Origin of the sequence: Leptospira ryugenii, assembly GCF_003114855.1 — a bacterium.
Lineage (GTDB): Bacteria > Spirochaetota > Leptospiria > Leptospirales > Leptospiraceae > Leptospira_A > Leptospira_A ryugenii.
Genome location: NZ_BFBB01000001.1, coordinates 1 through 26155 on the forward strand (window position 1 = coordinate 1; position 26155 = coordinate 26155).

At 37.8% G+C, this 26155-nt stretch carries 21 protein-coding genes; 11 read left to right on the top strand and 10 right to left on the bottom strand.

Features of this window, described 5'->3' with window-relative positions; translation table 11 throughout:
- Nucleotides 1-444: 444 nt before the first annotated feature.
- The 5 genes from DI060_RS00005 to DI060_RS00025 all read right to left on the bottom strand — a co-directional run bounded on the left by DI060_RS00005 (nucleotide 445) and on the right by DI060_RS00025 (nucleotide 5177).
- Nucleotides 445-1272, bottom strand: coding sequence for a tetratricopeptide repeat protein (locus DI060_RS00005; RefSeq protein WP_108972373.1), 828 nt, complete (start codon nucleotides 1270-1272; stop codon nucleotides 445-447).
- A gap of 38 nt (nucleotides 1273-1310) precedes the next feature.
- Nucleotides 1311-2504, bottom strand: coding sequence for an ankyrin repeat domain-containing protein (locus DI060_RS00010; protein WP_167836852.1), 1194 nt, complete (start codon nucleotides 2502-2504; stop codon nucleotides 1311-1313).
- On the bottom strand, nucleotides 2504-3232 hold the full coding sequence (locus tag DI060_RS00015) for an ankyrin repeat domain-containing protein (protein ID WP_167836853.1): 729 nt from the start codon (nucleotides 3230-3232) through the stop codon (nucleotides 2504-2506). Before DI060_RS00015 ends, DI060_RS00010 begins: the two co-directional genes overlap by 1 nt.
- A 496-nt stretch (nucleotides 3233-3728) precedes the next feature.
- Complete coding sequence (locus tag DI060_RS00020) at nucleotides 3729-4577, bottom strand: cyclic nucleotide-binding domain-containing protein (protein WP_167836854.1); 849 nt, start codon at nucleotides 4575-4577, stop codon at nucleotides 3729-3731.
- A 213-nt stretch (nucleotides 4578-4790) separates the two neighbouring features.
- Nucleotides 4791-5177 (bottom strand): ArsR/SmtB family transcription factor, encoded by a 387-nt coding sequence (locus DI060_RS00025; protein WP_108972382.1) that lies wholly within the window; start codon nucleotides 5175-5177, stop codon nucleotides 4791-4793.
- A gap of 120 nt (nucleotides 5178-5297) precedes the next feature.
- Between DI060_RS00025 and DI060_RS00030 the strand changes: the two genes are divergently transcribed.
- The 9 genes from DI060_RS00030 (at nucleotide 5298) to DI060_RS00070 (ending at nucleotide 18851) form a co-directional block, all read left to right on the top strand.
- Nucleotides 5298-5861 (top strand): hypothetical protein, encoded by a 564-nt coding sequence (locus DI060_RS00030; protein WP_108972384.1) that lies wholly within the window; start codon nucleotides 5298-5300, stop codon nucleotides 5859-5861.
- 263 nt (nucleotides 5862-6124) lie between these two features.
- A complete protein-coding gene (locus DI060_RS00035) occupies nucleotides 6125-7351 on the top strand; it encodes a CheR family methyltransferase (RefSeq protein WP_108972386.1) in 1227 nt (408 codons plus the stop codon).
- Nucleotides 7321-8349 carry a chemotaxis protein CheW gene (locus DI060_RS00040; protein ID WP_167836855.1) on the top strand — a complete coding sequence of 343 codons (1029 nt, stop codon included), beginning with the start codon at nucleotides 7321-7323 and terminating at the stop codon, nucleotides 8347-8349. The genes DI060_RS00035 and DI060_RS00040 overlap by 31 nt, the downstream gene beginning before the upstream one ends.
- Nucleotides 8349-10295: a methyl-accepting chemotaxis protein gene (locus tag DI060_RS00045; RefSeq protein WP_108972391.1), complete on the top strand. Its 1947-nt coding sequence runs from the start codon at nucleotides 8349-8351 to the stop codon at nucleotides 10293-10295. The genes DI060_RS00040 and DI060_RS00045 overlap by 1 nt, the downstream gene beginning before the upstream one ends.
- A 12-nt stretch (nucleotides 10296-10307) precedes the next feature.
- Nucleotides 10308-12572 (top strand): hybrid sensor histidine kinase/response regulator, encoded by a 2265-nt coding sequence (locus DI060_RS00050; RefSeq protein ID WP_108972393.1) that lies wholly within the window; start codon nucleotides 10308-10310, stop codon nucleotides 12570-12572.
- A gap of 5 nt (nucleotides 12573-12577) precedes the next feature.
- Nucleotides 12578-13627: a chemotaxis-specific protein-glutamate methyltransferase CheB gene (gene cheB, locus DI060_RS00055; protein ID WP_108972395.1), complete on the top strand. Its 1050-nt coding sequence runs from the start codon at nucleotides 12578-12580 to the stop codon at nucleotides 13625-13627.
- Nucleotides 13624-14907, top strand: coding sequence for an adenylate/guanylate cyclase domain-containing protein (locus DI060_RS00060; RefSeq protein WP_108972397.1), 1284 nt, complete (start codon nucleotides 13624-13626; stop codon nucleotides 14905-14907). Before cheB ends, DI060_RS00060 begins: the two co-directional genes overlap by 4 nt.
- A gap of 35 nt (nucleotides 14908-14942) precedes the next feature.
- Nucleotides 14943-16850 carry a methyl-accepting chemotaxis protein gene (locus tag DI060_RS00065; RefSeq protein ID WP_167836856.1) on the top strand — a complete coding sequence of 636 codons (1908 nt, stop codon included), beginning with the start codon at nucleotides 14943-14945 and terminating at the stop codon, nucleotides 16848-16850.
- 552 nt (nucleotides 16851-17402) lie between these two features.
- The gene (locus DI060_RS00070; RefSeq protein ID WP_167836857.1) at nucleotides 17403-18851 is read left to right on the top strand and encodes a lactonase family protein; all 1449 of its coding nucleotides are present in this window, start codon (nucleotides 17403-17405) and stop codon (nucleotides 18849-18851) included.
- A gap of 152 nt (nucleotides 18852-19003) precedes the next feature.
- Here the strand turns inward: DI060_RS00070 and DI060_RS00075 are convergent, their stop codons facing one another.
- Nucleotides 19004-20209, bottom strand: coding sequence for a thiol-disulfide oxidoreductase DCC family protein (locus DI060_RS00075; protein ID WP_167836858.1), 1206 nt, complete (start codon nucleotides 20207-20209; stop codon nucleotides 19004-19006).
- Nucleotides 20210-20466: 257 nt separating this feature from the next.
- Entirely contained in the window at nucleotides 20467-20910 is a 444-nt protein-coding gene (locus DI060_RS00080; protein WP_108972405.1) for a MarR family transcriptional regulator, read from the bottom strand.
- Between the two features lie 345 nt (nucleotides 20911-21255).
- Here DI060_RS00080 and DI060_RS18835 point away from each other — a divergent pair, with 345 nt between their 5' ends.
- Entirely contained in the window at nucleotides 21256-21474 is a 219-nt protein-coding gene (locus DI060_RS18835; protein ID WP_135354957.1) for a hypothetical protein, read from the top strand.
- Nucleotides 21475-21522: 48 nt separating this feature from the next.
- Here DI060_RS18835 and DI060_RS00090 read toward each other — a convergent pair whose 3' ends face one another.
- The 3 genes from DI060_RS00090 to DI060_RS00100 are packed head-to-tail and all read right to left on the bottom strand — an operon-like array spanning nucleotide 21523 to nucleotide 24761.
- Nucleotides 21523-22101, bottom strand: a complete 579-nt coding sequence (locus DI060_RS00090; protein WP_108972409.1) for an LURP-one-related family protein — start codon at nucleotides 22099-22101, stop codon at nucleotides 21523-21525.
- A 52-nt stretch (nucleotides 22102-22153) separates the two neighbouring features.
- The gene (locus DI060_RS00095) at nucleotides 22154-23413 is read right to left on the bottom strand and encodes a tetratricopeptide repeat protein (protein WP_108972412.1); all 1260 of its coding nucleotides are present in this window, start codon (nucleotides 23411-23413) and stop codon (nucleotides 22154-22156) included.
- A 10-nt stretch (nucleotides 23414-23423) separates the two neighbouring features.
- Nucleotides 23424-24761 carry an ATP-binding protein gene (locus tag DI060_RS00100; protein WP_108972414.1) on the bottom strand — a complete coding sequence of 446 codons (1338 nt, stop codon included), beginning with the start codon at nucleotides 24759-24761 and terminating at the stop codon, nucleotides 23424-23426.
- A 277-nt stretch (nucleotides 24762-25038) separates the two neighbouring features.
- Between DI060_RS00100 and DI060_RS00105 the strand changes: the two genes are divergently transcribed.
- Nucleotides 25039-26094, top strand: a complete 1056-nt coding sequence (locus tag DI060_RS00105; RefSeq protein ID WP_108972416.1) for an Ig-like domain-containing domain — start codon at nucleotides 25039-25041, stop codon at nucleotides 26092-26094.
- The last annotated feature ends 61 nt before the right edge of the window (nucleotides 26095-26155 follow it).

Consider the following 26155-nt stretch of genomic DNA (forward strand, 5'->3'; position numbering starts at 1 on the left):
GTCTGTCACGCTACGTTGTATATTGTAAATGAATATAGTTGGCTTTCGTTCCGAAAGCATGCCTCGGTTTTCAACCTTCGTCGTCTAGAAACAGTCCCCCAGACTGTTTCTGTGTTGTCTGTTGTAAATGAATGGTTGGAAACAACTAAAGAAAAATGCCAGTTCGCTGGTTGATGAAGGAAAGCCTCACTTAACACGTGGGGCTTTTTTGTTTGTAGGCAATCTATTTCATTCCGAAAAAAATTGTGGTTAGTTTTGATGTGTTAAAATAGTTTACGCCAATTTATATCCAAAAATTTCAATGGGAATTTTCAGACTGGACAAATTATTTTAAAGTACGCCCCTCGAAGGGTATACATGGTCCTAATGTATTGCCAATGCAAAGATTAGTAATAGCATTGAAATGCATTATCACATAGCAGAACTGTGAAAACTTGGTTTATTTCAGTAATCCCATTCTCCAGTCTTTTTTAGTTTTGTATACGTTTCTAAATCTTCGTCTGCAGCTTGTATCAATCCTAGTTTACGGCGTAGATTGGATCGCTCGTAATAAGGGTAAGGATTATTAGGTGAAGTTTCGATAGCCCTATTGCAGAAATCAATAGCTTTTTTATCAGACAACATTCCATACACATAGCAAGTATTAGACAGTGTAGTTGCGTCTGAATCGCCACCTAATTTAAGAGCTGTATCTAGATCTTTTTTTGCACCAATGTAATCATTCAAAGCCGATTTACAAATACCCCGATTGTTGTACATTATACTATTTGTAAGCGAGCGAAGGGCATTTGAATAATCTGAGATGCACTGTTCGTATTTACCTAATTTGTAATGAATGCGACCGCGCCAATTATATGCTTCACCATAATCCGGCGCTATTTCCAAAGCTTCATTTGCATAAGTCAAGGCTTTGTTGTGGTTTTTCTCTTTGTATGATTGTATCACTTGATCTAGCTTCAACATAGCAGAAGTAGGAACATTTTGATAATTTTTGTTTAAATAACCGCCATAGAGACATCCTACTTTATCTTTGTAGCGCGCTTTGTACCATCTATCGGATATACCACTTATCAAATCGTAAGGTCCTTCACCGATGAGGGTCACTTTTTCAAATTGAGGAATCAATGTAATTTTTGGGAAAGTCTGTGAGCAATCTTCTCGAAGAAACAAGCCACCTTGTCCGACTACTTTTGCTTCACTGGGCAATTTTAAGGAAGGTGTAGATGCACAGTTAATGAAGAATGTAATGAGAATCAGTTTTAATAGTTTCATAGCTTGACCGCCTTTTCAATCTGTCAAATAAGACTTTTTTAATTATGCATCCTTATGAGAGGCTGGTCCACAGGATTCTCTTTAATTTCTTGTGCTCCAGCAGTTTTCAACAAGGAAATTATCTTTTCGTGCTTATTTTTTTTTGCGAATGAGAGCGCATTCATATTATAAGTCGTTTTAGCGTTCACATTTGCTTTGGAAGCAATCAATAGCTCTACAATTTTTTGATTTCCTTTTTGGACTGCAATCATCAATGGTGTATGGTTGAAACGATCGCCGGTATTTAGGTTTACCTTTTGCAGTATAAAGAATTCAGCAATTTCTTCAAAGTTCATTTCACATGAATATAGAAGAGGGGTTCTTCCAAAGCTATCTTTTTCTTCCAATGATATTCCTAGAGAAAATAAAAACTTAATTACATTAAGCCTATTTTTAGCAATTGCGGAAAAAATCGAAGTTTGTCTGGAATAGGTGACTACATTTATATTTGCTTTGCCTTCAATTAGAATTTTTAGTATGTTCAGATTGCCCTTTTTCACGGCGTCAATCCATGGTGTTCTTCCAAATTTATCTCGAATTTCCAAATCTGCCTTTCCCTTCACTAGTTCAGAAATTATTTCTTCTTGTTCTCTATCTATCGCAAGGGTGAGTGCGGTCCATTCAAAATTACTCTTTCTATTCTTATCTGCCCCCAAAGATATCAATTCACGAACAGCCAATAATTTTCCATTGTCAGCCGCAGCCATAAGTGGAGTGATACCAAATTTATCTTTCGCATTGATGTCTGCTCCATTATCCGCAAGTAATCTAACTGTTTTAGAGTGATTATTTAAGGCAGCACAATACAAGGGCGAGATTTCTTCATAATTTTTTGCTTCCACATTTGCTTTTTCCGCCAATAAGATTTTAAGTATTTCGTCGCGACCGAAACATGCTGCTATAAAAAGTGCTGTCTCACCTGACTCGTTGACTTTTTCCAGATCAGGTTTGTATTTTAAAATCTCGGTTAGCATATCAACACGTACGTGCATTGTAGCTAGCATTAAAATCGTTATGCCATTTGCATCTTGGTGGTTGATATCAATGTCCTTTGATAAATTGTGTTTCAGAGTCTTGATGCTACCTAGAGGGATTGCACCTCTAACTGCATACTGAGCACACTTGGTGTTAAGGAATATGATAATTAGCATAAAAAAAATTTTATCGATGCTTAAGGATTTGATATTAGGCATCATTTTTTCTGATTTCCTAAATACGAAGCTAGATATTTTAACATGTCAACCTCACCATAAAAAAGTAGATAAACGACGACATTCTGCTCAAGATTATTTTTCAATGTTGGATCTGCTCCAGCATTCAAAAGCGTTTGGAAAATATCAAATCGTGCAGTCTCTACAGATATAAAAAGTGGAGATTCATTTTCTAGGTTAAATGTATTCAAGTTCGCATTTGCGTTGATCAGTCTGACCACTATGGGCAAAAACCCTCTTTTAACTGCGATTATCAGAGGAGTATTCATTTTATCATTCGCCAAATTCGGATTCGCTTTTTTTGAGAGCAATAGCTCGACAATTTTTAAATTTCCACTAAAGCTAGCAATATGTAGTGGGGAGGAACCGTTGTTATTTTTTAAATTTAAATTTGCATTCTTTTGGACAAGTAATTCTACGATCTCATGATATTCTTCCAAACATGCATAATGAAGTGCAGTATTGCCAGATTGATCCTGGATGTCTAGATTGGCATTTTGCGAAATAAGAAATTGAACAACGCTTTTGTAGCCATTTTTTGCTGCCAAAATCAAGGCTGTTTGGTTATGCGAAATTTTATAGTCAATGTCAGGCTTATCAACAAGTAAAAGTTTCATTCTTTCCAACTTTCCTTTTGAGGCAGCATTGACAAATTGTTTGCTCGCGCAGTGAAACGTACTGAGGATTAAGATTGCTAAAATATGTTTCATTTGCATCTGGGTTACCCTGTAGAATGAGAGCGCCTATCTCTCATTTTACTTCAGTTTAATTTGGACTAAATATTTTGCACATAATATTTTGAATCCAACTATTAACACGATTTTTTTTGCGAATGAGATGGATTGCCAACTATCAACAAGACAGTGTCCTTTATTGGAAACCATTCCGTAAAATGGCGAATCAATTTACATATAAAATCAAAATAAAGGCAGTGAATATATCTAGGAAGGAAACATTTTTCAAGTAAGGCTATGCTTTTATGTCTAATATTTGAAAAACGAGTAAAGGTTTAATTGATGTATTAAAAACATAAGAAGTGCGAATAAAACGAAAGATAGTTGGTCCCTTAGAAAATAGAAGAGATCACTTATCTGTTAGAGCATCCGATATCCTTCCGCCCATACAAACCAGCCTAACTTTTACAACAATGCTTGGAGACGATGGCGATCTTTATACCAAAGACCTTTAGAATTAAGTATCCTTTTTTTATCTTTTGAGCATCGTTTTTTCGATGACGGCTACTGTTAATACGAAATTTAAAAAAATAGACCAGGCTAGTTTCACATCCAATTTAGTGACCTTCATCAATAGATCTGAGTCAAGATGGATTAGTTTTGCGCCTTCGCTTCCGGCCCGTGCACTTAGATAGTGCCCTTTATTTCCTGCTTTTCTTAAAAAACCAAAAAGGGCACCTGGTTGCAAAGCTATGACTTGGTGTTCTTGGTTTGGATTTTCACTATCTCGGACATATTGTAACACAGTACCTTCTATCAACATATAGATATCCGAGTCATCTAGATTGTCATCTTGAAAGATACTTTCATTTGCATAGGCTGTTCGGTTGCGTAATTTATAAATGTAATTACTGATTGCTAAGTTTCTTTCCCGAATGGCTTTAAACTGATTTTCTGATCCCTCACCAAATAGTTCATTAAAATCTACGGGTCGATCAGGATAGACCAAATCAGAACTTGGAATGGCTTCTAGTTTTTGTAAACTTGATTGTAAAACCTGAGCCAGAAATTTCTCATCGGAAAGCAAACTCTTTTGGAAGACGTCTTCCGTTAAAAACAAAACATATGTTCCATCTATATCCGCTTGGAAAGTCATGAGCCTACTTTTGGAAATTAATCCCGCCAGACCAAAGAACATTCCTTTTTCATAAAATTCCTGTGCGGATTTGACACCATCAAAATTTGGAACATTTCTCACGCGACCTTTGAGAACTAAACCAACACCAATGTCTGTAGATTCGCCAGAGGTAAGAATGGCCTCCCCAGCTTGGTATTGTTTTCCCACAAGATTCATAGAATGAAGATCTTCAAAAAAGCTCATAATCATACCTTGATTGAATATAGGAATCGTTTCTATCAAAAAAATTATCGAACCTAAAGTTGTAGACTCCGAATCAGATCCGTTGGCTTTCGCACAATCTAACCAAACTGTTCCAGTGATTACCCAGAAACGCTCATCCTTGAGAGAGAGAATTGTTCGGGATCATGTTATGGTACTGTATCATGAAGAGGAAAATAAGAATGAGGGACTGGCTTATCGTTTCGAACTGATTTTACTTGGGTCAGGTGGTGGGCAGCAGATTGCTACCATCTCCTCTAAATGGTTTACTATCATTTTGAATCTTTCTACTGCGCGGCTAGGATCCAATTGATAAAAAACATGCTTTCCTTGCTTTTCTCGAATGAGAATGCCCACTTCTTGTAAAATTCCTAAATGCCTTGAGATGACCGAGCGATCTAGGTTCATCCCTTCGCTTAGCTCAGAGATGTCAGCCTTTCCATGGCGGATGACTTGTTTCAAAACTTCAACGCGGCTAGGTTCTGAGAGAGCTGTCAGAAATTTTGAATCCAAGACCTGATTTAAGGAGTCAATCGCTAGATCTCTACGTTTTTCAGAATTGGATTTGCTTCGAGAAGTCATCTACGATTAGCTTGAGAACCAAATCCAGCGAGTCCACCTTTTTTCGTTTTTAAAATTGACATAGGTTCTTTCATTTATATATGTGTATTTAAGTGCATATATGCACATAAGGAGTTAGGAATGACAATTGTAAATTTGAGTCTAGTATTTCTCATATTGTTTTCGTGCTTGGCCTTCGTGGATGGTATTTATCTTCATTTGTGGAAGTATAAATTATACAAATATAGAGAGACAATCTTTGAGCATCTTTTGCATACTCTACGAGCCTTTCTTTTTCCATTTCAATTGGTTGGATTGTTTCTTTTTGATATTCAAGGTTGGTTATTCGGTATAGTACTCCTAGTTGCCATAGCTGATCTCGGTATTCAAATTATCGATATGTGGGTAGAGAAAGGTGCGCGTGTTCGCTTTGGAGGATTAAGCTCGGCTGAATATATCCTACATGTGACTCTAACCTCTTTACATACCTCCATGCTTTTGTTATATTTGATTAGCAAACCAAATGCCTCAAATTTTCTCGGTAAGACGCAGATTGTCTTTGCAGAGCAATGGAATTCGATTGTCGCGAGTAACCTTTTGCCTGGTGCTATTCTCGTAGCATTGCTTCATTTGATTTTGTGCCACCCATACTTTCGAGATCATCAGGATCATTATGCCGACTCTCCATCGATGAATATGAATTAAATTGTAAAAAAGACGGGCGTTCCTGTGAGGGTATAGGCATTTAAGCAATGGCAAAGCATATAACAAAGAAATGAAGTTCTACTGATGCACAACAAATTCCAGTTTGCCGAGGCATTCAAAACAAAGTTCTTTTTTGAAAGGGAAGGAATTCCTTCCTCGCCCTTCCATTTCATACATTTGCATAAATGAAAGGAATTGACTCGTTTCACCAAACAATAAATAACGAGATGGAAATGTAGGAACAATCCCTACGGGAAGGGTACGTGAATTTTTCTATCTTAGAGTATTCTAATTCACTCCGAGCCTTTCTGGAAAGATATAGCGGTTTGGCTTCTCAGCACAATGAGAAATGGGAAACATTTTTAGGTTCCCATCCCCAATCAGACTTGTCCTCGTACTTAGAAGAGATAACACGTTTCGATTGGGAATCAAAAGATCTACCTAAAGTTTCCTCTGCATTGCAGTCCTTTTTGCAAAAAATTTATCACTTTCTCAATATTTCAGAAACCTACTTCTACCGCGATCCAGAGCAATTGGATACAATCATCGAAGATGTGGTCGTTCCACAAATCGCCAGTTATCCGAAAAAACACTTTAAAGTATGGAGTGCTGGTTGTTCCAGAGGGGAAGAGGTGTATACGCTTGCTATTCTATTGCAAAATCTAAAATTATCTCGCTTTCCCACATTTTCCTTTGAAGTCTTTGGGACGGATATCCAATCCAAATCAATCGAATGGGCAAAATTAGGTCGTTACGAAAAATATTCCGTGCGAGCCGATCTTCCCAACTCTTTTCTTCGCTTTTTGGATATGTCTTCAGGAAAGGTGGAGGTAAGCCCAGAAATCCGAAATCTTGTCCGATTTGAAGTAAGGAATTTGCTGGAGAAACCAAACGATTACCAACACATGATTGTTTGTCGAAATGTCTTGATTTATGTCACAGAGAGTCAAAAGTCCCAAATCCTTGAAAATTTCCAAAAGGCTTTGGTTCCAGGGGGAATATTACTGACGGGTCATTCAGAATTGAGTTCCCTTGTTCCTCCATACTTTCGCATTTTCCATATTCCCAAAAAAACTAGTTATTACCTGTCCCTTCCTGCTACCGAAATAGAAAACTCGGATATGGCTATGGAAGGGGAGAAAAGACCTAAGCCCAAAGAAGAAGATACTAAAATTCCAACCAAATTCGAGTTTGATGGCGAAAGAATGGAAAAAAGCTACGAAGAAGAGGTGGTTTTGATAGAATCTGCAGATCGTTATATGGAACAAATCCAAAAATGGAAAGAACTTATTTATATGGATCCAGAGCACCTAGAAGCTTACTATGAGCTTTCGTCTCTTTATTGGGAAATGGGGGAAAGATCACAGGCCAAAACCTATCAGTCAAGAGCCCAGGTCCTAATCAAGAATGACCCACAAATCGTCGATATTTGGAAAAGCACCAAAGGATGGAAGCAGGAATGGGAAGCATTTTTCAACGAAACGCTATAGATTCTCAATGGATTCTCTTCCGAATCCATGATAGGCGTTTTGCCATTGAAGCAAAGATAGTGAAAGAGATCCTATCTATCGTGCCCTTCAATCCTAGTTTTTTGGGAGGTCCGGGCTTTTTTGCTACTTTCCCTCTACGTGGAAATTTGGTGTATGCGTTTGATTTACGCTACTATTGGGGCGAACAAGCGGCTCCGTATTCGGCCCAGGACAATCTTTTGCTTCTGCAAAATCACATTGCCATCCCCATCCAAGAAGTATTAGAAATTTCTGAATTGGACTCTCTATCAAATGCAAATGATCCTTCATCAAACTATCATTTGGTGCGGATGGAAATGGTCTATAATGAACATGTCATTACACTCTTAGATACTGAGTCTTTGCTTAAGATATCGATTGAGACGCAAACTGAGTCATCTGCTTCAAACACCAAAGAAAAATTACATTGGTTTGAGGTGACTACTTCATTATATACAGATATCGATAAAGAAACCTTGCTAAGGCGAAAAAATGCTTATGAGAGAATTGAGACCGAATCGGAAAGCAGTTCTTTTGTCTCCTTGGTTGTTTTGGAATCTGTAAATGAAAAGTTCTGCCTGCCTGTAGAACAAATTTTGGAGTTTGCCGAACCTGGTCAAATCACTCCAATACCTGGCGCAAAACCAGAATTACATGGTTGTATGAATCTTCGCGGAGAAGTGATCCCGGTTTTATCCCTTGCCGCATTAATGGGTAAACCTAGAAAGTATTCTTTCGCAGAAGGTAAAGTAATTTTAGTCAAAGATGAAACCTTTCCAATTGGCATTTTAGTCGATGAACTTCTGGATATTGTTAACCGACGAACATCGGAGAAAATCATGAATAGTCACAATTCTAAATTCAATTTGGAAACTCTTTCCGGTTCCTTCATTGAGGCATCCTTCCCTGAACAGGAAGGTGGACATCTAAATCAATTAAGTCTCGAATCTATTTTTACTAAGGCAAAGTCGGCATTATAATGATAAAAGAAATTCTCGAAAGATACAGTTTAAAGACGCGATTGATGATCTTTGTGATTGGGATCACATTCTTTATAACAGCTACAATCACTATAATATTTACTTTGTTTGCCTCAAGTGCAATTCAAAAAGAAGTAGAAAACCAAGTGGAAGCTATAGGCAAAACTAAGAAAGAGCAAGCCTTGAGATATTTTGAAGAAAAGAATAAGGACATTCAAATTTTTTCAAGTACTTCCGATGTAAAAGATGCATTCCTTGCTTTTGAAAAAGGAGTTCGTGAAAATAAATTTGGATTCCAAAAAATTCGGGAATCGTATGTAGACAAAAACCCGTTTCCAAGAGGCAAAAAAGATGAATTAATTGATGCGAACGACGGGACATTCTATACAAAAGCGCATCAAAATTTCCATTCCTACTTTCAAAACTACACTCGTACAAAATCTTTTTACGATCTCTTCTTGATCGATTTACAAGGAAATATCATTTATTCTGTTTTTAAAGAAGATGACTTTGGCACAAATTTACTTACTGGTTTATACAGAGAATCGAATTTATCGAGAGTCTTCCAAGATTCAAAAAATCAGGGTGCAAATGGGATAGTCAGTTTTGTCGATTTCCAGACTTATCCTCCTTCGAACCATGGTCCTGCTTCCTTTTTTGCAACTCCGATATTTAAAGATAAGCGTATGATAGGCGTTCTAGCGGTTCAGATTTCTATGGAAGATTTGAATTTGCTGATGAAGGATAACTACTTAGTTGATTCTTCTGCAGTATATTTGATTGGTAGTGATCACTTTTTTCGAACGACTGACCATCGTTATCCAGAAGAAAGTTTTGTTCTCCAAAAAAAATCCAATGCTATTTCAGTACAAAAAGCTTTGGATGGAGCTATGGGGATTACTTTAGAAAATAATTACCGTGGAACAGAAGTATATACGGCATACTCGCCACTTACGATTTATGGAATACGATTTGCTTTAATTTCCGAGTTTCACTCTGACGCGGCCTTACTTCCTCTTAAAGAACTTCGAACAAATATACTATTCATTTTTATGGGTCTTATTCTTCTGATTTCTATTCTTACAATTCCCTTAGCACAATGGATCACACGACCCATTGCAAAAGTAATAGGGATGTTATCTTCTTCCACTCGAGAAATAGCGACAACGATAGAGCAGCAAGAAAAAACTGCGCAAATGCAATCCGCCTCTGTAAATCAAACGAGTACTACGATGGATGAATTGGGGGCTACTTCGCGTCACAACGCCGAGCAAACTTCAACTGTCTCAGAAAAATCTCAAGAAGCTCAGACCAAAGCCAATGAAGGTGCCGATTTAGTTATCCAAATGGTTGAATCTATGCAAGATCTAAAACTAAACATGGAAAGCATCAGCGTTCAGATTTCGAATCTTTCGGAAAAGAACAACCAAATCGGAGACATCATAAATTTAGTTTCAGATATTGCGGTACAAACAAATATGTTAGCGCTCAATGCAGCCGTTGAAGCCGCACGTGCTGGTGAATATGGAAAAGGCTTTGCGGTGGTTGCCGTTGAGATCAGAAAACTCGCAGATGAATCCAATACAAGCGCTGAAAAGATCCAAGAAATTCTATTACAAATTAAGAAATCCACAGATAGTTCGGTTCTAGCTGCAGAAGAAGGAAACAAAAAAGTTGAGAAGTCCGTTCAGCTAGGATTGAAAGTAGAGGATTCATTCGATGGAATCCGCTCTGCCATCGACACAGTTTTCCAATCTGTAGAGCAAATATCTTTAAACATCAGACAACAATCCATTGCAGTCAATGAAATCGTACAGGCAATGGATTCGCTAACCAAGGGATCGGAGGAAACCGCGATAGGAGTTAGCCAAATTAAACAAGGGATTTCTCAAGTCAATGATGCAGCTGTTGAAATGCAAGTGTTGATCGATGGAAGGATGACGTAAGCGAAGCAAATTATGAAGATCGAAGATGATGAAATCCGCGAAATCTTTGAATCGGACAGCCTAGAGCATATTCAAAAAATTGAATCTGGTATTCTAGACTTAGAACAGAGTCCAACATCGTCGGAAGGATTTAAATCTATTTTTCGTGAGGCACATAGCCTAAAGGGCTCAGCCGGTATATTAGGATTGAAGGAAATAGAATCCATCACTCACGTTCTGGAAGAATACCTAAGTAAAATTAGCAAAGGTTATAGTGAGCATAAATTAGAAGACAATGATCGCATATTTTATGTTTTGGACCAGCTCAAACTCTTGGTGAACCAGGCAGTTACGGGAGAAAAAGCAAAGGTTGATATCAAAAAAACTGTAGAGATATTATTAGGAAAAGAATCCTTACCCTCTGGCAATGAAAAGACCACATCGCCAAAATTAGGTGGTATCCAGAACCCAGCCAAGTTGGAGCATGAGCCCCAAGTTGCAAAGCCCGTTTCCAAAACACCTGCCGAAAGCCAACAACCAGAGGAGAAAACCTTCGTAGAGCCACAACAGACCAAAGCAGCTCAAAAAAAAGGTTTTCGGATCGAGACTATGAGGGTTGATCCAGAGAAATTGGATATCCTTCTCAGCAATACAGGTGAGTTGATTGTTGCCAAAAATAGAATTCAAAAAAGATCCGCTGAAATTTCTGAACTATTGCTACACTTGGAAGAATTTTCTAAATTTTGGCGTGGACTTGCTGGTATGGATCCAAAGGCAAAGGGCGATTGGGATTCCATCTTAAGGAAGTTAACTTCTCTAAAAGTTAAGAGCCAACAAGATGCCACTAAGTTGGATTTAATTTCCAACAAACTTGAAGAGGGTGTTCAAAAGGTTAGGTTATTACCGCTTTCAAGTGTTTTTGAAATTTTTCCGAGAGTTGTCAGGGATATCAGTCGAGAGCTGGGTAAAGAGGTTTATCTAACATTAGAGGGAGGAGATGTTACTGCTGACAAACTTATCATAGAAGAATGTAAAGATTCTTTGATGCATTTGGTAAGAAATTCATTGGATCACGGAATAGAAACTCGTGAAGAAAGGGAGAGTTTGGGGAAAGCCACTCCAGCAAGAATCAAAATCTCTGGAAATCAAAAAGAAAATTTCATCTATCTAGTTATAGAAGATGATGGAAGAGGACTAGATCTCCAAACAATTAAAGAAAAGGCGATCGCAAAGGGAATTTTTGACATATCTGAAATTGAAGAAATGTCTGAATCTCAAATCTTTAGTATTATTTTCCATCAAGGATTTTCAACGCGAAGCGAAGTTACGAATATCAGTGGCAGAGGATATGGAATGGATATCGTCCGAAATTTCGCTGATCGCTTCAAAGGAACGATTGAAATAGAATCATCCAAATCAAAAGGAACAAAGTTTACTATTAAAATTCCCACCAATTTCAGTACGAGCCATGTTTTGATCATAGGAGTCAATGGTTGGAAATACGGTATTCCGACGGAGTTTGTAAAACAAAGTTTGGTGATGAGAAAAGAGGAGATTAGGTTTGTTGAATCTAAACCCACAATTCGGTTTGGCAATGAACCTGTTAGAGTTGTTTCTTTTTCAGATTTTTTCCCAGTTTCCTATACAAAAAAAGAAAATATCAAAAAGAACAAAAGATATGAAACCTGCATTATTTTAGAATATAATGGAGAAAAGATTGGCATCTTAATTGATTACATATATGAAAAGCAGGAAATTTTATTAAAACCTTTTATTGGCATACTAGACAAAATCCATAACTTAAGTGGAACAACGATTCTTGAGTCAGGTGAAATTTGCTGTATAGTGAATATTGCTAATTTCTTTCAAGATCTCAAAGGCAAACCTTATCTTCAATCGATCAAAGAAGAAACCATCAGCAACAAAAAGAATAAAACGATTCTCATCATTGAAGATAGCTTAATCACAAGAGCTCAATTGCAAAGAATTATTGAGAGCGATGGATACCCTGTGCTTACCGCCATCAACGGACAGGAAGGATTGGAAAAATGCAAACTCTCTCCTCCGGATTTAATTCTAACAGACATTGAAATGCCTGTCATGGATGGTTTTGGTTTTATTTCAGAATTAAAAAAGAATGAAGCCTACCAAAAAATTCCTATCGTCATTCTTACAAGCCTGGGTGCAAAAGAACATATTGAAAGAGGAAAAGAGTTAGGTGCCGATAGCTATTTGGTTAAATCCCAGTTTGACCAATCAATTCTATTAAAGACTGTGGAAAGGCTTGTAGCTGGATAATAAAAATGAAAACGAAAGTACTAATTATCGAAGACAACCCCGTTGTTCGTAAATTCTACGAAAAGGCGCTTGTACATTTGGATTTCGTTGAGCTCGTAGGTATGGCTACCAATGGAGAAGAAGGATTAAGTTTATTACACTCAAAACATCCAGATGTCATACTTTGTGATTTAAATATGCCGGTTATGGATGGTTTCGAATTCACAAGAAGAGCTATGGAAGAGAGGCCTACACCGATCCTAATCGTTTCGGACTTGGTACAAGAAGAAAATGAAACCAACCGTTATAAGGTTTTAGATTTAGGAGCCATTGATATTTTACCAAAACCTCGCGCAGGTGGCAATTTAGAATGGCTAACTTCCGATCTGGAAAGAAAGATCAATATTCTTAAACGAGTCGTTGTTTTTTCTAGGAAACCTGAAAACAAAAAAGTTAAAGAAAAAAACTCGGAGCATACTCCCTTTACTTCAATAAAAACAAACTTGGAAAAGTACGAGATCGTTGCGATTGGAGCTTCTACTGGTGGGCCGCAAGCCTACCAAACAATCTTTTCACAAATAGATAAGAACTTTGCTTTACCAATTGTCTGTGCGCAGCACATAAGCGAAGGTTTTACAAATAGTTTAATTTCCTGGTTGCGTTCATATACTCAGATACCCATTCAGTATGCCAAAGATGGAGATGGATTGAATCCAGGTGAAATTTATTTCCCTCCTGATGGCTACCACTTGTTTGTTGAAAAGAAACGCCTTCGTTTGGATCCAGATAAAGGAGATCATAGGCATAAACCTTCTGTTGATTATTTATTCCAATCAATCGCCTCCTCATACAAAGACAAATGTATCGCTGTACTTTTAACGGGAATGGGTGCAGATGGTGCAATCGGACTTGGGCAAATCTACAAAGAAGGTGGTTATACGATCGCACAAGATGAATCATCTTCGATTGTTTACGGGATGCCTCGAGTTGCTAAAGAAAATGGTTCTGTTACCGAAGTATTGAGTTTGGACAAGATAGCTTCTCGGTTACTTTTACTGGGAGGAAGTCGAACATGAGTTCCAAAATCTTGTTTGCAGAAGATAGTACGATACAAGGTACCATTTTAAAAAAATTATTAACACAACGTGGATTTGAAATTCGTTGGGCTAGAAATGGGGAAGAAGGTTGGAATATATTGCAGTCTTTTGACCCTGCAATTATTATCTCCGATGTGGAGATGCCCATTTTGGATGGTTATGAGTTCTGCCAGAAAGTAAAAAAGGATTTAAATTTTCGGCATATACCAGTAGTGCTCTGTTCGAGCTTGTCTGATCCAGAAGATATCATGAGAGGTATTGAATGCGGTGCAAATGGCTATATAACAAAGCCGTACGATGAATCCTTTTTGATGTATCGTATTGAATCAATATTAAATAATAAGGGAATAGAATCGGAAGACCAAGAGCCCATAGATGTTCAATATGCTGGTAAAAATTTTACCATCAATGCATCCAAAATGCATTTAATGCAAGTTTTGTTATCAATCTATGAAAATACAGTAAAAAAGAATAAAGAACTTCAGGTTACACAAATTGAATTACAGAATAAGGCACAAGAGCTTGAAAAAAGTTTGTTGGAGTCGGAAAGACTTTTAAAAAATATTTTACCAGAAAAAATTGCAGATCGATTGAAGTCGCAGGGATTCGACAAACCAGAGTATTTCGAGAGTGTTTCTGTTCTATTTACTGATTTTAAGGGATTTACAGATGTTGCTGAGTTTATGAGTCCAGATGAGTTGGTAGAGCAATTGGATCTCTGTTTTGCTCAATTTGATGCCATAATGGAAATGTACGGTGTAGAGAAATTAAAAACAATTGGTGATGCCTATATGGCAGCGGGTGGCATTCCTATCTCAAACCGAACTCATGCCATCGATTTGGTTCGTGCGGCAATGGAAATCAAACAATTTATGGATATGACCAAAAAGCTAAGGATTGACCAGGGTTTGCCTTATTGGGAACTCAGGCTGGGAATCCATACTGGACCAGTTGTTGCAGGTGTGATCGGAAATAAAAAATTTGCTTATGATATGTGGGGAGATACTGTTAATACCGCTAGTCGAATGGAGTCTTCTGGTGAAGTAGGGAAGGTAAACATATCACGTGATACATATGATAAGGTAAAGGATTTCTTTCTTTGCCATTACCGTGGAAAAGTTCCTGCAAAGAATAAGGGATCAATCGATATGTTTTTTGTAGAAAGAATTCATCCAGACTTGTCGAGGGATGAAGAGGGATTAGTTCCAAATGATAAATTCTTAAGTCTTTATAAAAGTTTGGCGGAAGGGCAAAGTTAAGTGCAATGGTAAATTATAAACGGGAAGTAATTCAAATGGCTGAATCGAATCAACAAATCAAACGTGGGAAAAGTTTAAAATCCTCTTTTTTGTTCTTTTTTTCTGTTTTGCTAGTCTTACTCATATTCAGTGAGTCCTTTATTACAATAAACTCATTCATCAACTATTTAGACCAAAAGAAATCACTACATACCATTCAGCTAACAAGCGAATTAATGCTTGGGACAATAGAGCTTTCATTGGAACGTAGTGTATCTCAAGCGGCTTTGCACATACAAGATCCAGTGAATTCGGAATTCCGGAAGCTATTAGATAGGCAAAGAGATCTCGGAAATCCGAGAATTCAATATGTAATTGATCATACGGACTTACCGATAGTCAGAGATCGTTTAAAAGACGTCATGACTCGTTTAGATAAGATTCGAACTGATATTGACCGAAATCTCTCTTTGCCTCTAAACCAAAGAGATGAATCCATTGTAAACAATATCCATGTCTTTTTCCCTCAAACGATTGAGGATGCTCGCTCCGTGAGTAATCTATTAAAAGGAAATCATACCTATCTAGATAAAGAAATACAAGCTTTAGAAAGCCTACAATCCTTTGCTTGGGAGGCAAGAGAATTTGGAGGTAGAGAAAGAACTTACTTAGCAATTGCAGTTTACAATCGTAAGGACTTCAATGCAGAAATCTTAGGTAGAATGGAAACTTTAGACGGACATGCTCTCTATGCAAAAAGGATGATAGATAGTTTATTTTCTATTTATGAGTATTCTGATGCCCTATCAGAAGATTATAAAAAAATGAATTCCCTTTATTATTCAGATTATTATCGAAATAAAGAATTATTGAAAAACCAAATCCGGAGAGGGGAATTCAAAGAAAATTTTGGTACTTTTTTTCAAAGTTCATCAGAGGCATTAGATTCTATTGTCCAATTGGTTAGATCGTCTGCTAAAGAGTTAGTTCCTGTCCAGGAAAGAATTGTTCGGAACGCTATGATACAGTTTATTACGAGTTTGGTGATCACCATCATTGCATTGGGAATCGGATTTTTTTCTATACGCTATTCTACAAAGACTTTGATCAATCGAATTACAGAAGCCTCACAAGTTCTAAAAAAATTAGCAGCTGGTGATAAGTCTAGCGATATTCAGCTTCATGGTTTACAAGCTGTCGAAATCGCTGATCTTATGGAAGCGGCGCGTACGTTCCGAAAGAATATGCTTGAATTAGAAGAATTGATCTCCGATCAATCTTCTGCTGTAAACCAAACAACTACTACAATGGTTTCTTTAGAAAAATCCTCCAGAAGAACCGCAGAGGAAGCACAAGAGGGTGCAAAAAAATCATTAGTAGCCCTAAATGTAGCCCAAGACGGTGAAAAAATGGGTGAGAAAATGAACCTAGTGCAAGACCAAATTGAACGTGTTGTTGACCAAATGGCCCAGAAAATTGAAGTATTAGGGGAACAAACGAGCGATATTTCGACTATTGTGAGTTTGGTGGGAGAATTGGCAAACCAAACAAATATGTTGGCCTTAAATGCGGCGGTGGAAGCGGCAAGGGCTGGTGAATTTGGGAAAGGATTTTCCGTCGTTGCATCTGAAATTCGGAAATTAGCTGATGAATCCAGAAACTCAGCCGCTAGAATCCAAAGTATTCTTTCAGAGATTAAATCTTCTTCTCAAGACGCCATCCAACTGAGCAGGAAGGGAAAGCAGTTTGTGGAAGAAGGCTCTACTATCGTAAGCCAAACCACTTCTAAATTTAAAGATGTATCCCAAACATCTCGTTTCGTTTCGGAAACAATCGAAACCATTGCCTTAAATTTAAAAGAACAATCAAGAGCTTATGGTGAAATTACCTCCGCTATGAATTCGTTAAATGAAAAAACAAATCGGTTTATTCAAAACCAAGACTTTGAACACAATCGTAAATAATGTATTCAATGAGGATAGTGCTAGTTGTGGGAAGAATACTCAGAAAAAATAAAATTAGCATGATATTGTACAAGCCTATCAATGGATAGGCTTCCGAAAAATATTGAAGATATTTTTTTATTCTACAATTAACTCAGATTCGCTACTGTTCATGTATTCATTGTTGAGGGTTTTCACTGTATTGCCATTGATACTTACTTTGAATCCTCGACCCCAAAAGATTAATATCTAAACTAATACATATCCTAGCCAGAGTCAAATGATTCAGAAGAGTCAATCGGCAATCGATCATAAACATTCCTCACGATGCTAATCTTTACATCCCAAATAAAAGTAGATCGTATTCAGCCTATGTCCAAAGAGATAAAAGGCAAAGGAAAAAGAGAATCGTATTCTTACTGAGTATTTTCCTTAAAGAATCTACTCTTCGTTGATTCATGAGTAAATCTACTAATGTGTTCGTAAAGGGAATTCTCGCTTTATCTTTATCACATAATTGTTTATGAGTTTAGGCTTGAAAAACTAATCCGAAAATTCTATCTGGTAAAGATAGTGGTACTAAACCTTAAAATCTCTAGCTATATACGATTTGCGGTTTTGCTATGTTTATTTTTTTTCCATTATTGCCGACCTGCAGCTCTTTCCAATCCTTGTGATCCAAACAGTAGTTCCCTCACCAATACACTCCTCTTGAAAGCTACCTTAGGAGATCGTAATTTGAGCTGTGATTTTTCCAATAGAAATAGCCCTACCTATTTTATTTCAGGAACCATAAACGGGTTATTGGCAACAGGACTAGTCCTACAAAATAATGGTGGAGATGACTTGAGGATAAACTATGGAGCCAATAGCTTTCTTTTTCCAACAAGAACCTCCCTATACAATGTAACTGTCAAAACCCAAGCCAAAGACTTTAGCTGTACTGTCGCCAATGGTTCTGGTAGGGCGCTTTCGGACATAACAAACGTTACTGTTTCTTGTCAACCAAAACAAGCAGGCTATGTGATCGTTTCGAATGTCACCTCCACAAATATTTCGGTCTATTCTGTAAACCCTAATACGGGTTCACTCACCGAGATTTCTGGCTCACCGTTTACCAATGCTTTATGCGCAGCAAGAGGTTTGGCAATATCACCTGATTCTAGTTATGTGTATGCGGCATGCCAGGGAGAGGATAAAATACGTGTCTATTCCATCACAAAGAGTAGCGGCATGCTTGTTGAAATAGCAGGTTCTCCTTTTAATGTTCCTTCCGGTATCCCAACAAGGCTTTCTGTAGATCCAACAGGCAAATGGTTAGTCCTTGGCACGAACAACCCTTCTGCGCTTATACATATGTATGCTATCTCTGCAAATACCGGAGCACTTACCTTCCTTGGAAGCTACGCTACGTCCGCAGCTCAGCCCTACGCAGTAACATTTGACGCCACTGGAAAATTTGTCTACGCAGGGATTGGTCTGAACGGTAATGTTGACGGCTGGACTTTAAATACGACGACTGGTGCTCTTAGCTCGGTAGGATCGCCTGCTCCCGGAGGAAGCAATGCCATCGATATCACAACAGACCCTGCAGGTCGTTATCTTTTTGCTGCTAATTATTCTGGCCCAGGCCGCATATTTGTTTATACAATCAATCCTACCACGGGAGTACTTGCGCAAATCTCAGGACTGGGACCAGGTTTTAGCACAATTAATGACTCACCGGATTCTATTTTTGTCGATCCCAAAAGTCGCTTCGTGTATTCAGGGAACCAAACACCTGCTAATCTAGCTGGATTCACTTTGGACATCTCCACAGGAACCTTAACTACAATGGCAGGTTCTACTTTTTCTGGATATTCTGGTGCCTTGGCCATGGACCCATCCGGTACCTATTTGTATTCCGGAACAGGAGGATTTGTGCGAGCCTTCACCGTGAATCCTACAACTGGAGTTCCATCCTTGGTCGGCACATTTGCTGCAGGCACTGACCAAACAAGCATCGTCATCGCTTCCTACTAAGGAATAGGAATTGCTTTTCATCGAAAACATAGAGCATCCAACCATGGTTTTGGTTTTTTTTTGGCTTTTCTAGAGACTTTATCACCAGAAATATGAATGAAACAAAGGTATTTTAACTTTGGGCTCGTTCACAAAAATCTCAACCTCACATTCTAATCCAAAAACAATTCTTTAACATTCTCTCCAGGCAAAAAGCAAGACTCTCGTTTTCCAAAGAGGCGGTAGCGATATTTGGCTATCAGACTATATACAAAATCCATAATAAAAAAAGGAAATATCGATAGTATGATACTGATTATACGATAAATACCTTGCAAGCTATACAAGATTTGGATGACTGCTTGGGCTTTAGTGTAGTATTTGCCATTACTTGCAAACACAACACTTTCTTTCCCAACAATTTGTCCCAATTTCTGTAAGCTTAAGCCTAGCTTTCCGTCTAAAGAGGCATAGCGAAGGACTTTATCTTTGTCCAACTTGAGAAGCAATTGAACTGTAGTGCTACAAAGAATGCAAATATCATCGAACAATACAATATTGGCCGTTTGCTGTTTTGTGGAAGGAGATGTGAGGTTTACGAAATGTATCGATAGATACAAACATGTTATGGCGATAAGGGCATTGAGAAGCCCAAGTGTTAGACCCATCAGGCTGATTCCAAAGGCAATGTTTGGAAATCCCGGGAAAAATTCATGGCTAATGACTAAGGCCATCGAAGTACAGATTGCAACAAAACTTATACTTGAAAACAAGAGACTCTTTCTGCCCCGACCTTTAAGCTGAATGCTTATTAGAAGGAAGAGAAGAGGGAGAGAAAGCGTAAGGCCGAATACAGCAATTGGTTTCATCAAAGGTATACCTTCCATACCCAATGCTACCAAAAGAAAGCAAAGAATAGCAAAAAGACTATAGAATTGATACAGAAATTTTGATTTAAAATTGGATAGATATCCTATACAAATAAGAAAGATCCACCCTAGATAGATACTATGGAGAGAGGCATAATAACTCCATCTTTGGTCATAGCCAAGAAGCTTTAATCCAAGTGCGTCAGCTACATACCAGCTGGCAGAAAGGAAACTAAAGAGAAATGGGAGAGCCAAAACGAGCCATTCTGCCGAAAATTTATTAAGAACAGGAGTTCTACAATATAGATAAAAACCATATCCACAAAAGAGCGGCCATACCAAAGCTAGGTACTGGACCGAGAAATAATGTCCGATAAACAAGAAACAAATGCTAATCTTATGTGCGTCCGAATAGGATCTATTGTTCTGAAGTAAAAACTGATTAGTGGCAATGGGCGCTAGAATAAATCCCACAAAAAGGAAACATTGTAATAGGAGGAACTCTTCCACTAGGATCAGATTCCTATCTTTGTATAGACTCATCCAGTTCTTTTCTTATGACATTGGGAGAGGTGATCGCATCAACAAAGAGATCTGACATGGGAACAATCGCTTTTTTCTTTTTGGAAAGAAGCTGTAGCGGACTTGGGTATCTGTATCGAATCTGCCTTTGTGGCTTTCCGTCCGTTTTATGCCTCCTATATTTTCAGTATTTGGACAAATCTAAGTTTTTATATGGATCGAATATTACCTTTTAGGCTCTCATTCTAAAATGGGACCCTTTCGAAGACTTCTCGGATTTCTTTTAATTTTCTTGCGATTACAATAAACCGATCATCAGTTGAAGGAATAAGATTTTTATATAATTTTCTCTCTCTTTGCAGCATCCGTAAAAGAATTTTTTTACCGATAAGTGAAAGTTTGAATTTGGAAGAAGTCGAGTGCTTTGGGTTGTAGTTTGCTTCGATGAGTTTCTTTTTCTGAAGTTTGATGATGATTTGGTGCATTCTCTGTCTGGAAACATTCCTCATAAATGCCAATTCTGGAATGCTTGCCTCTTCGGAAGCAAGAAAAAATAAGACACTCCTTTCCGCAGAATCTAAATTCTCAAAGGCTTGGGTCCGCTCCTCCACAAATTGCATTCGATAAAACAAGCGATTGACTTCATCTATTAACATTGATAGGTTTACCCAATTCTTTTTATTTTTCATTAGTTTATCCTCTGGTATTGATTATCTAGTATTTCTTATGGAAAATAATTAATCAAATAAATTGATAAAACGTCAAATTATTTTACCAATATTTAATGGGAGAAAAATCATCCAATTTGACAAAATTATTTTCTTTTGTTTGTTATTCATATGAACATTCAAACTAAATTAATTTATCTACTTTTGTGTTTCTTCTTGGTGTACGCTTTCGGTTTCCAGGACGTACCAAATACAAAACCAATTCGATTCGAATTGCTTTTATTAAAATATATTCTAATTGGTATGCTAGTTTCGTTTATAGGATATACAGTTTACTGTTCTCTAAAGGAGAATTTTGTTAAATCATTGAAGAAAACAGTGCAATTGTTTTGGGGTCGGCAGTTCGTGATTGATCTGTACATAGGAATCTTTCTTTTTTCATTTTTTCTCTATATGTTCGAAAAATCGTTTTCTGTTTTGTTTGTATGGCTATTGCCTTCTATTGTATTTGGAAATATCATTCCTCTAGTCTATCTCATCACACATTTTGAAATGATTTGTGGCTTCTTTGGGTTTTCGAACTGAGAGGGGAAAAGAGAAGGATAGTAGTATACTTCCTTCTCTTGTATTGAGTTAACTTTGTTTCCCTTCGATGATTTGGAGGAGAGTAAGGGCTGCTATTCCCAATCTTCGGTCTAATACATTGCCTGTGTCCATGGAAAAGTCTACCCGAAATTGCGGTAAGAAAGGGTTGAAGGTTTGTTTGAAGATACCGAGTGTATTGCCTGAAGCAGTAATGTAGAAGGTCTGCGGAACCAAATTGGTGAGAATCCTCCGTAAAAGAGCTTTAAAAAGGCTATCTTCCGCTAAGAGGGCAATGGTTTGGCCATTTGCATCGAGAACCTCCCACTCATCTTTTAGGATAGACTTAAACCCCTTTCTACGAAGTGAACCTACCTTTTCTTTTGTGGAAGCATCAATAACTTCGTAGGTGCCTGAGAAATCAATGATAGATTCGGTTCGAATCTTTAACAATTCATTGGTTTTGGATTCATCCGAGAAGATGCTGATATCTTCTTTCAATTTGAATGCCTTTTGTTTGACAAAGAAAAGAAGAGCGTTCTGATTTTCATCGAAGATGCGAAGCTCTCCGCCAAAAACAGCAAGAAACGATTTTTTAGAATAGAATTTGTTTAAAAGAAATGGATTCATCGGAACAAACTGTATTTGATATTTTCTAAAGGTTCAACTACTTTCTTTCTTTTTACGAACCTTCATTTTGGCCAATGACCAGAAAATTATAGAGCCAAGTAAATCCAATAAATAGAAATACAAATACCATCGTAAAAACATTGAACAGTTCTCGTTCCACAAGGCTTAAACTTATGGCACTCATACCTAGGATGAGCAGTATACAGGCGTAAATCGGAAGTACTTTGGGGTATTTTGTAGATTGGAACATATTTCCGAGAGGTGCGATCAGGCAAAAGCCAATGATAGAGAGAGAAGCAAAATGATACTCTTGGAAAAAAAGGCAAAGGAGTATCCCAGAGAAAAAAAGGAATAAACTAACAGCCACAAAATTTGCACTCCATTTCTCTTTTGGATTCAGTAGGTGTAGGCCAAGCGGATGCAATCGAAGGATGAGATTGGCGATCGGTGGAATCAGCCAAGTTGAAAATGCAAAAATACCTAAAACAACAAGGATAGGATAGATAAAAAATTGTAAGTTTTCATTCAGCTTTGCGATGGTTTTTAAGGAACGTACTAAAAGAAAGAATCCCAAAAAATACATCCATTGGAATTTTGCTGTTTGGTTTGAGATAAAAAAGCTATATTTCAGGAAGATTCGATAAATAAAGTAGGTAGCTTTTAATGATTCCGACAAACCTTCTTTCGCATATTCGAAATTGGGATCTTGAGTGAGAGCTTCTTTGAAGTGCATCTGAGCCTTTTTGTAATCACCCGCTTCCAATAATCCCCATCCATAATTTGCGTGTGTATAGGGATCATTCGGATCGTTGCGGAGAGCTCCCTCGATAGTTTTGAAGGCTTCAGGATTTCGGTTTAGTTTAACGAGTGCTTGGCTGCGTGCATTTAACGCTAAAGTATCTTCTGGATCGATCGATAAAGCAAGATTTGCAATTTCTAGAGCATCATTGAATTGTTTTCTCTGAATTTTGATTTCAGCAAGATGTCCATGATAGGAAGCAAACTCAGGGACAAGTTCAATAGCTTTTTTGATGTATTTCTCGGCTTCTGAATACTTTTGCTGGTTATAATATAAGATAGATTTGATATTGAACGCATATGGGTCGTTTGGTGAAATGGCCAGAGCATTGTCAATTGCGACATGTCCTTTGGGATACTCTTTTTTTAGATTGTATAACTGAGCAAAGTAAATAAAAATCAATGCCTCTCGGGGATTTTGTGAGAGCATAGCAGAAAGTTCTTTCTCGGCCTTGGAGAAGTTTTTTTGTTTAAAGTAAACTTCTATTTTTTCAAATTGAATTTCTAAATTCATTGATTGGTTCTCATTTTTTGATTTTTAGATATTTTAGGATTTCATCGTAGAGCCCTGATTCATTTGCAAACAAAGCATAATTCTTTGCCGTTTGGAACCATTCGGTCGTTGTAGCCTTGTGCTTTTTTAAGGCATTCAGCAAATCTTTTGTTTCCAATGGACTGGGGACTCCATCAGCAAAAGATTTTTCTAGTTTTTCTTCTACGGCAATGTCAATGAGTGCATCGATATCGGCACCAGAATAATTTTCTGTTTTCTTTGCTAAGGTTTGGAAGTCCATGGAACCGACTGGCTTTCCAGCCAATTTCAACTTAAAAATGGATTCTCTCGAGATTTCATCCGGAGGAGATACAAAGATGATCCTATCAAATCTACCTGGCCTTCGGAAAGCGGCATCTAAATTCCAGGGTGCATTGGTCGCACCAATGATGAGCACTCCATCATTTGAAGTATTTACACCGTCTAATTCCTGTAAGAATTGGTTAATCAGGTGACGGGAACTAGATTGTTTCATATCAGAACGACTTGCCCCGAGTGCATCGATTTCATCGATAAAGACTACGCAAGGGGAGTGTTCTCTTGCAAGTTCGAATATGGAATTGAGATTTTTTTCGCTATTTCCTATCCACATGTCTAAGATTTCATTGAGGCTGACATTGATAAACTTCGCATTCACTTGGCCTGCAGTAGCCTTTGCGATATAGGTTTTGCCACAGCCTGGAGGACCGTACAATAAAATTCCACCGCCGATTTTTTTTCTATAGGCTTGGTAGAGTTCGGGATGGAGGAGTGGTTTTATGATTTTGAGATCAATTTCTTTTTTGACATTTTCCATGCCTCCGATATCTGAAAAGTTTGTTTTGGGTTTTTCAATAAATCGAGGGTCAAAGTCCTCACCGTAACCATCATCACCGTAACTTTCGTCCGCATCCTCAGAATCTGTAAAAGCTATTCTTGATTTGAAGCGTTCTTCCATCTCTGCATCCACATAACTGGGATCAATGGACTGTGCTTTTTTGTAGGCATCCATTGCTTTTGTGATTTGGTTCTCTTTTAGTAATGCTTTAGCATATAGGCCATGAAGGCTTGCGTTTTGATTTTGTTTTTGGATTTCATCTTCCAGAATCACACAGCAGGCTGAATAATTTGATTTTTGGAAGTATACGTTTGCAAGGCCTAGTTTGACTTTTGAGTCATCCGTAAATTTCAGCAATTGAAGAAATTCTGATTCTGCTTCCGTAAATCGATCCAAAGCCAGTAAGTTTTCTGCCAAAAGCATCCTAAGGGGAACATTTTCGGGAGAGTATTTCAGAGCCTCGCGAAGGCTCTCGATTGTTTCTGGATTCATTCAGACAAGTTTAGGTGGGGAAGAGAAAAATCCAGAAGAATATTTTGCTGAGTAAGGAGGTCGAACTCCAGAAATCCTTTCCCTAAGTTTTTAATGAAAAGAGGATTTAAAAATGTCACAATTGAGTTTTCGAGATAAATTAAATTCTTTACTTTTCACTTCCAAGCATTAAGATCTAAAACTTTTATAATTTCTTTTTGTTCTGCTAGAAGTGAGCTCGGACGAATGGTAGTTTGGATAGTTTTCTCTTAGAATCTAAAAGGAATGGAGGTCACCTATGGATGCCATCACTCAAAATCGCTTTCGCATAGCAAAGCTTTGTTCATTCGTTATACTGATTTGGAGCCAAATCCATTGCCAAATTTACTCTCAGTCCAGCGATATTTCTGAAGATGAGTATAGAAAACTGGGTCTTCGTTTGCTCACAAACTATCTCTCTTCACAAAATTTTCCTCCCCCTAAATTGGATGATCGTTTGAACCTGACAGCACTTAAACATGGAGAATACCTGACGCTGAATCAAAATTATAATCCAGGGTACGAAATGAACACACAAGAGGCTTTGGATTGGATACACAAAGAAAAACCGGGACTGCCGGGTTTTATCGGCGAGACTCCTAACGACCAAGCGATTGCCATGGGTTTTAAGCCAGCAAACGGTTGTGGTGTGGTGAATACAGTCTTGCCAATTATGCAAAAGTCTCAGAGAAATTCACCAGAATTCCTTCTACGAGGCCTTTTAGATACCCCCTTTCATAGAAGTATGGTATTTAATCCGGCTATCAAACGAATCGGATTGCAGAGAGTCGATTATGAGAATGGAAAATTAGTGCTCGTTTACTTTGCCGAAATCTGCGTAATCGGTGAAAAAAAGTCCTTTGTCGTTTACCCAGGAGCAAATGACAAGATGATTCGATTGCGAATGCCTCCAGAACTTCCGAATCCCTTCCCCAGTTTACCATATTTAAGCTATTCGTCAGCTGTATCGATTCAACTCTTCTTTGATGAAGATCCAAAGACAGAACTCTATTGGGAAGAGGCAATCCTTCTAGATCCGAATGGAGAAAAAGTGCCGATCTCATTGTTGAGTTTGGAAAACCCTCCGCCAGATACAGAGGCATTCTTAAGAGGACTAAAATTTGTAGCCTTTGTTTCTAATGCTCCTTTTCAACCAAACACAACATATACGGTAAAGGCAAAGGTAAAAGATGGTAATGGAAAACAAGTATTCCAAAAGGTTTGGAAGTTCACAACGGAGCCCGAGGACTCTTTTGATCGAATGTATACAAAAAATATCCCCAATGTGATCACAGGTGACGAGGTCTATGAGTAATTGATGCACTCGCAATGGGGATGAATGCAGCACAGCTGGACTGTGCTCACTTTGGTCCAGC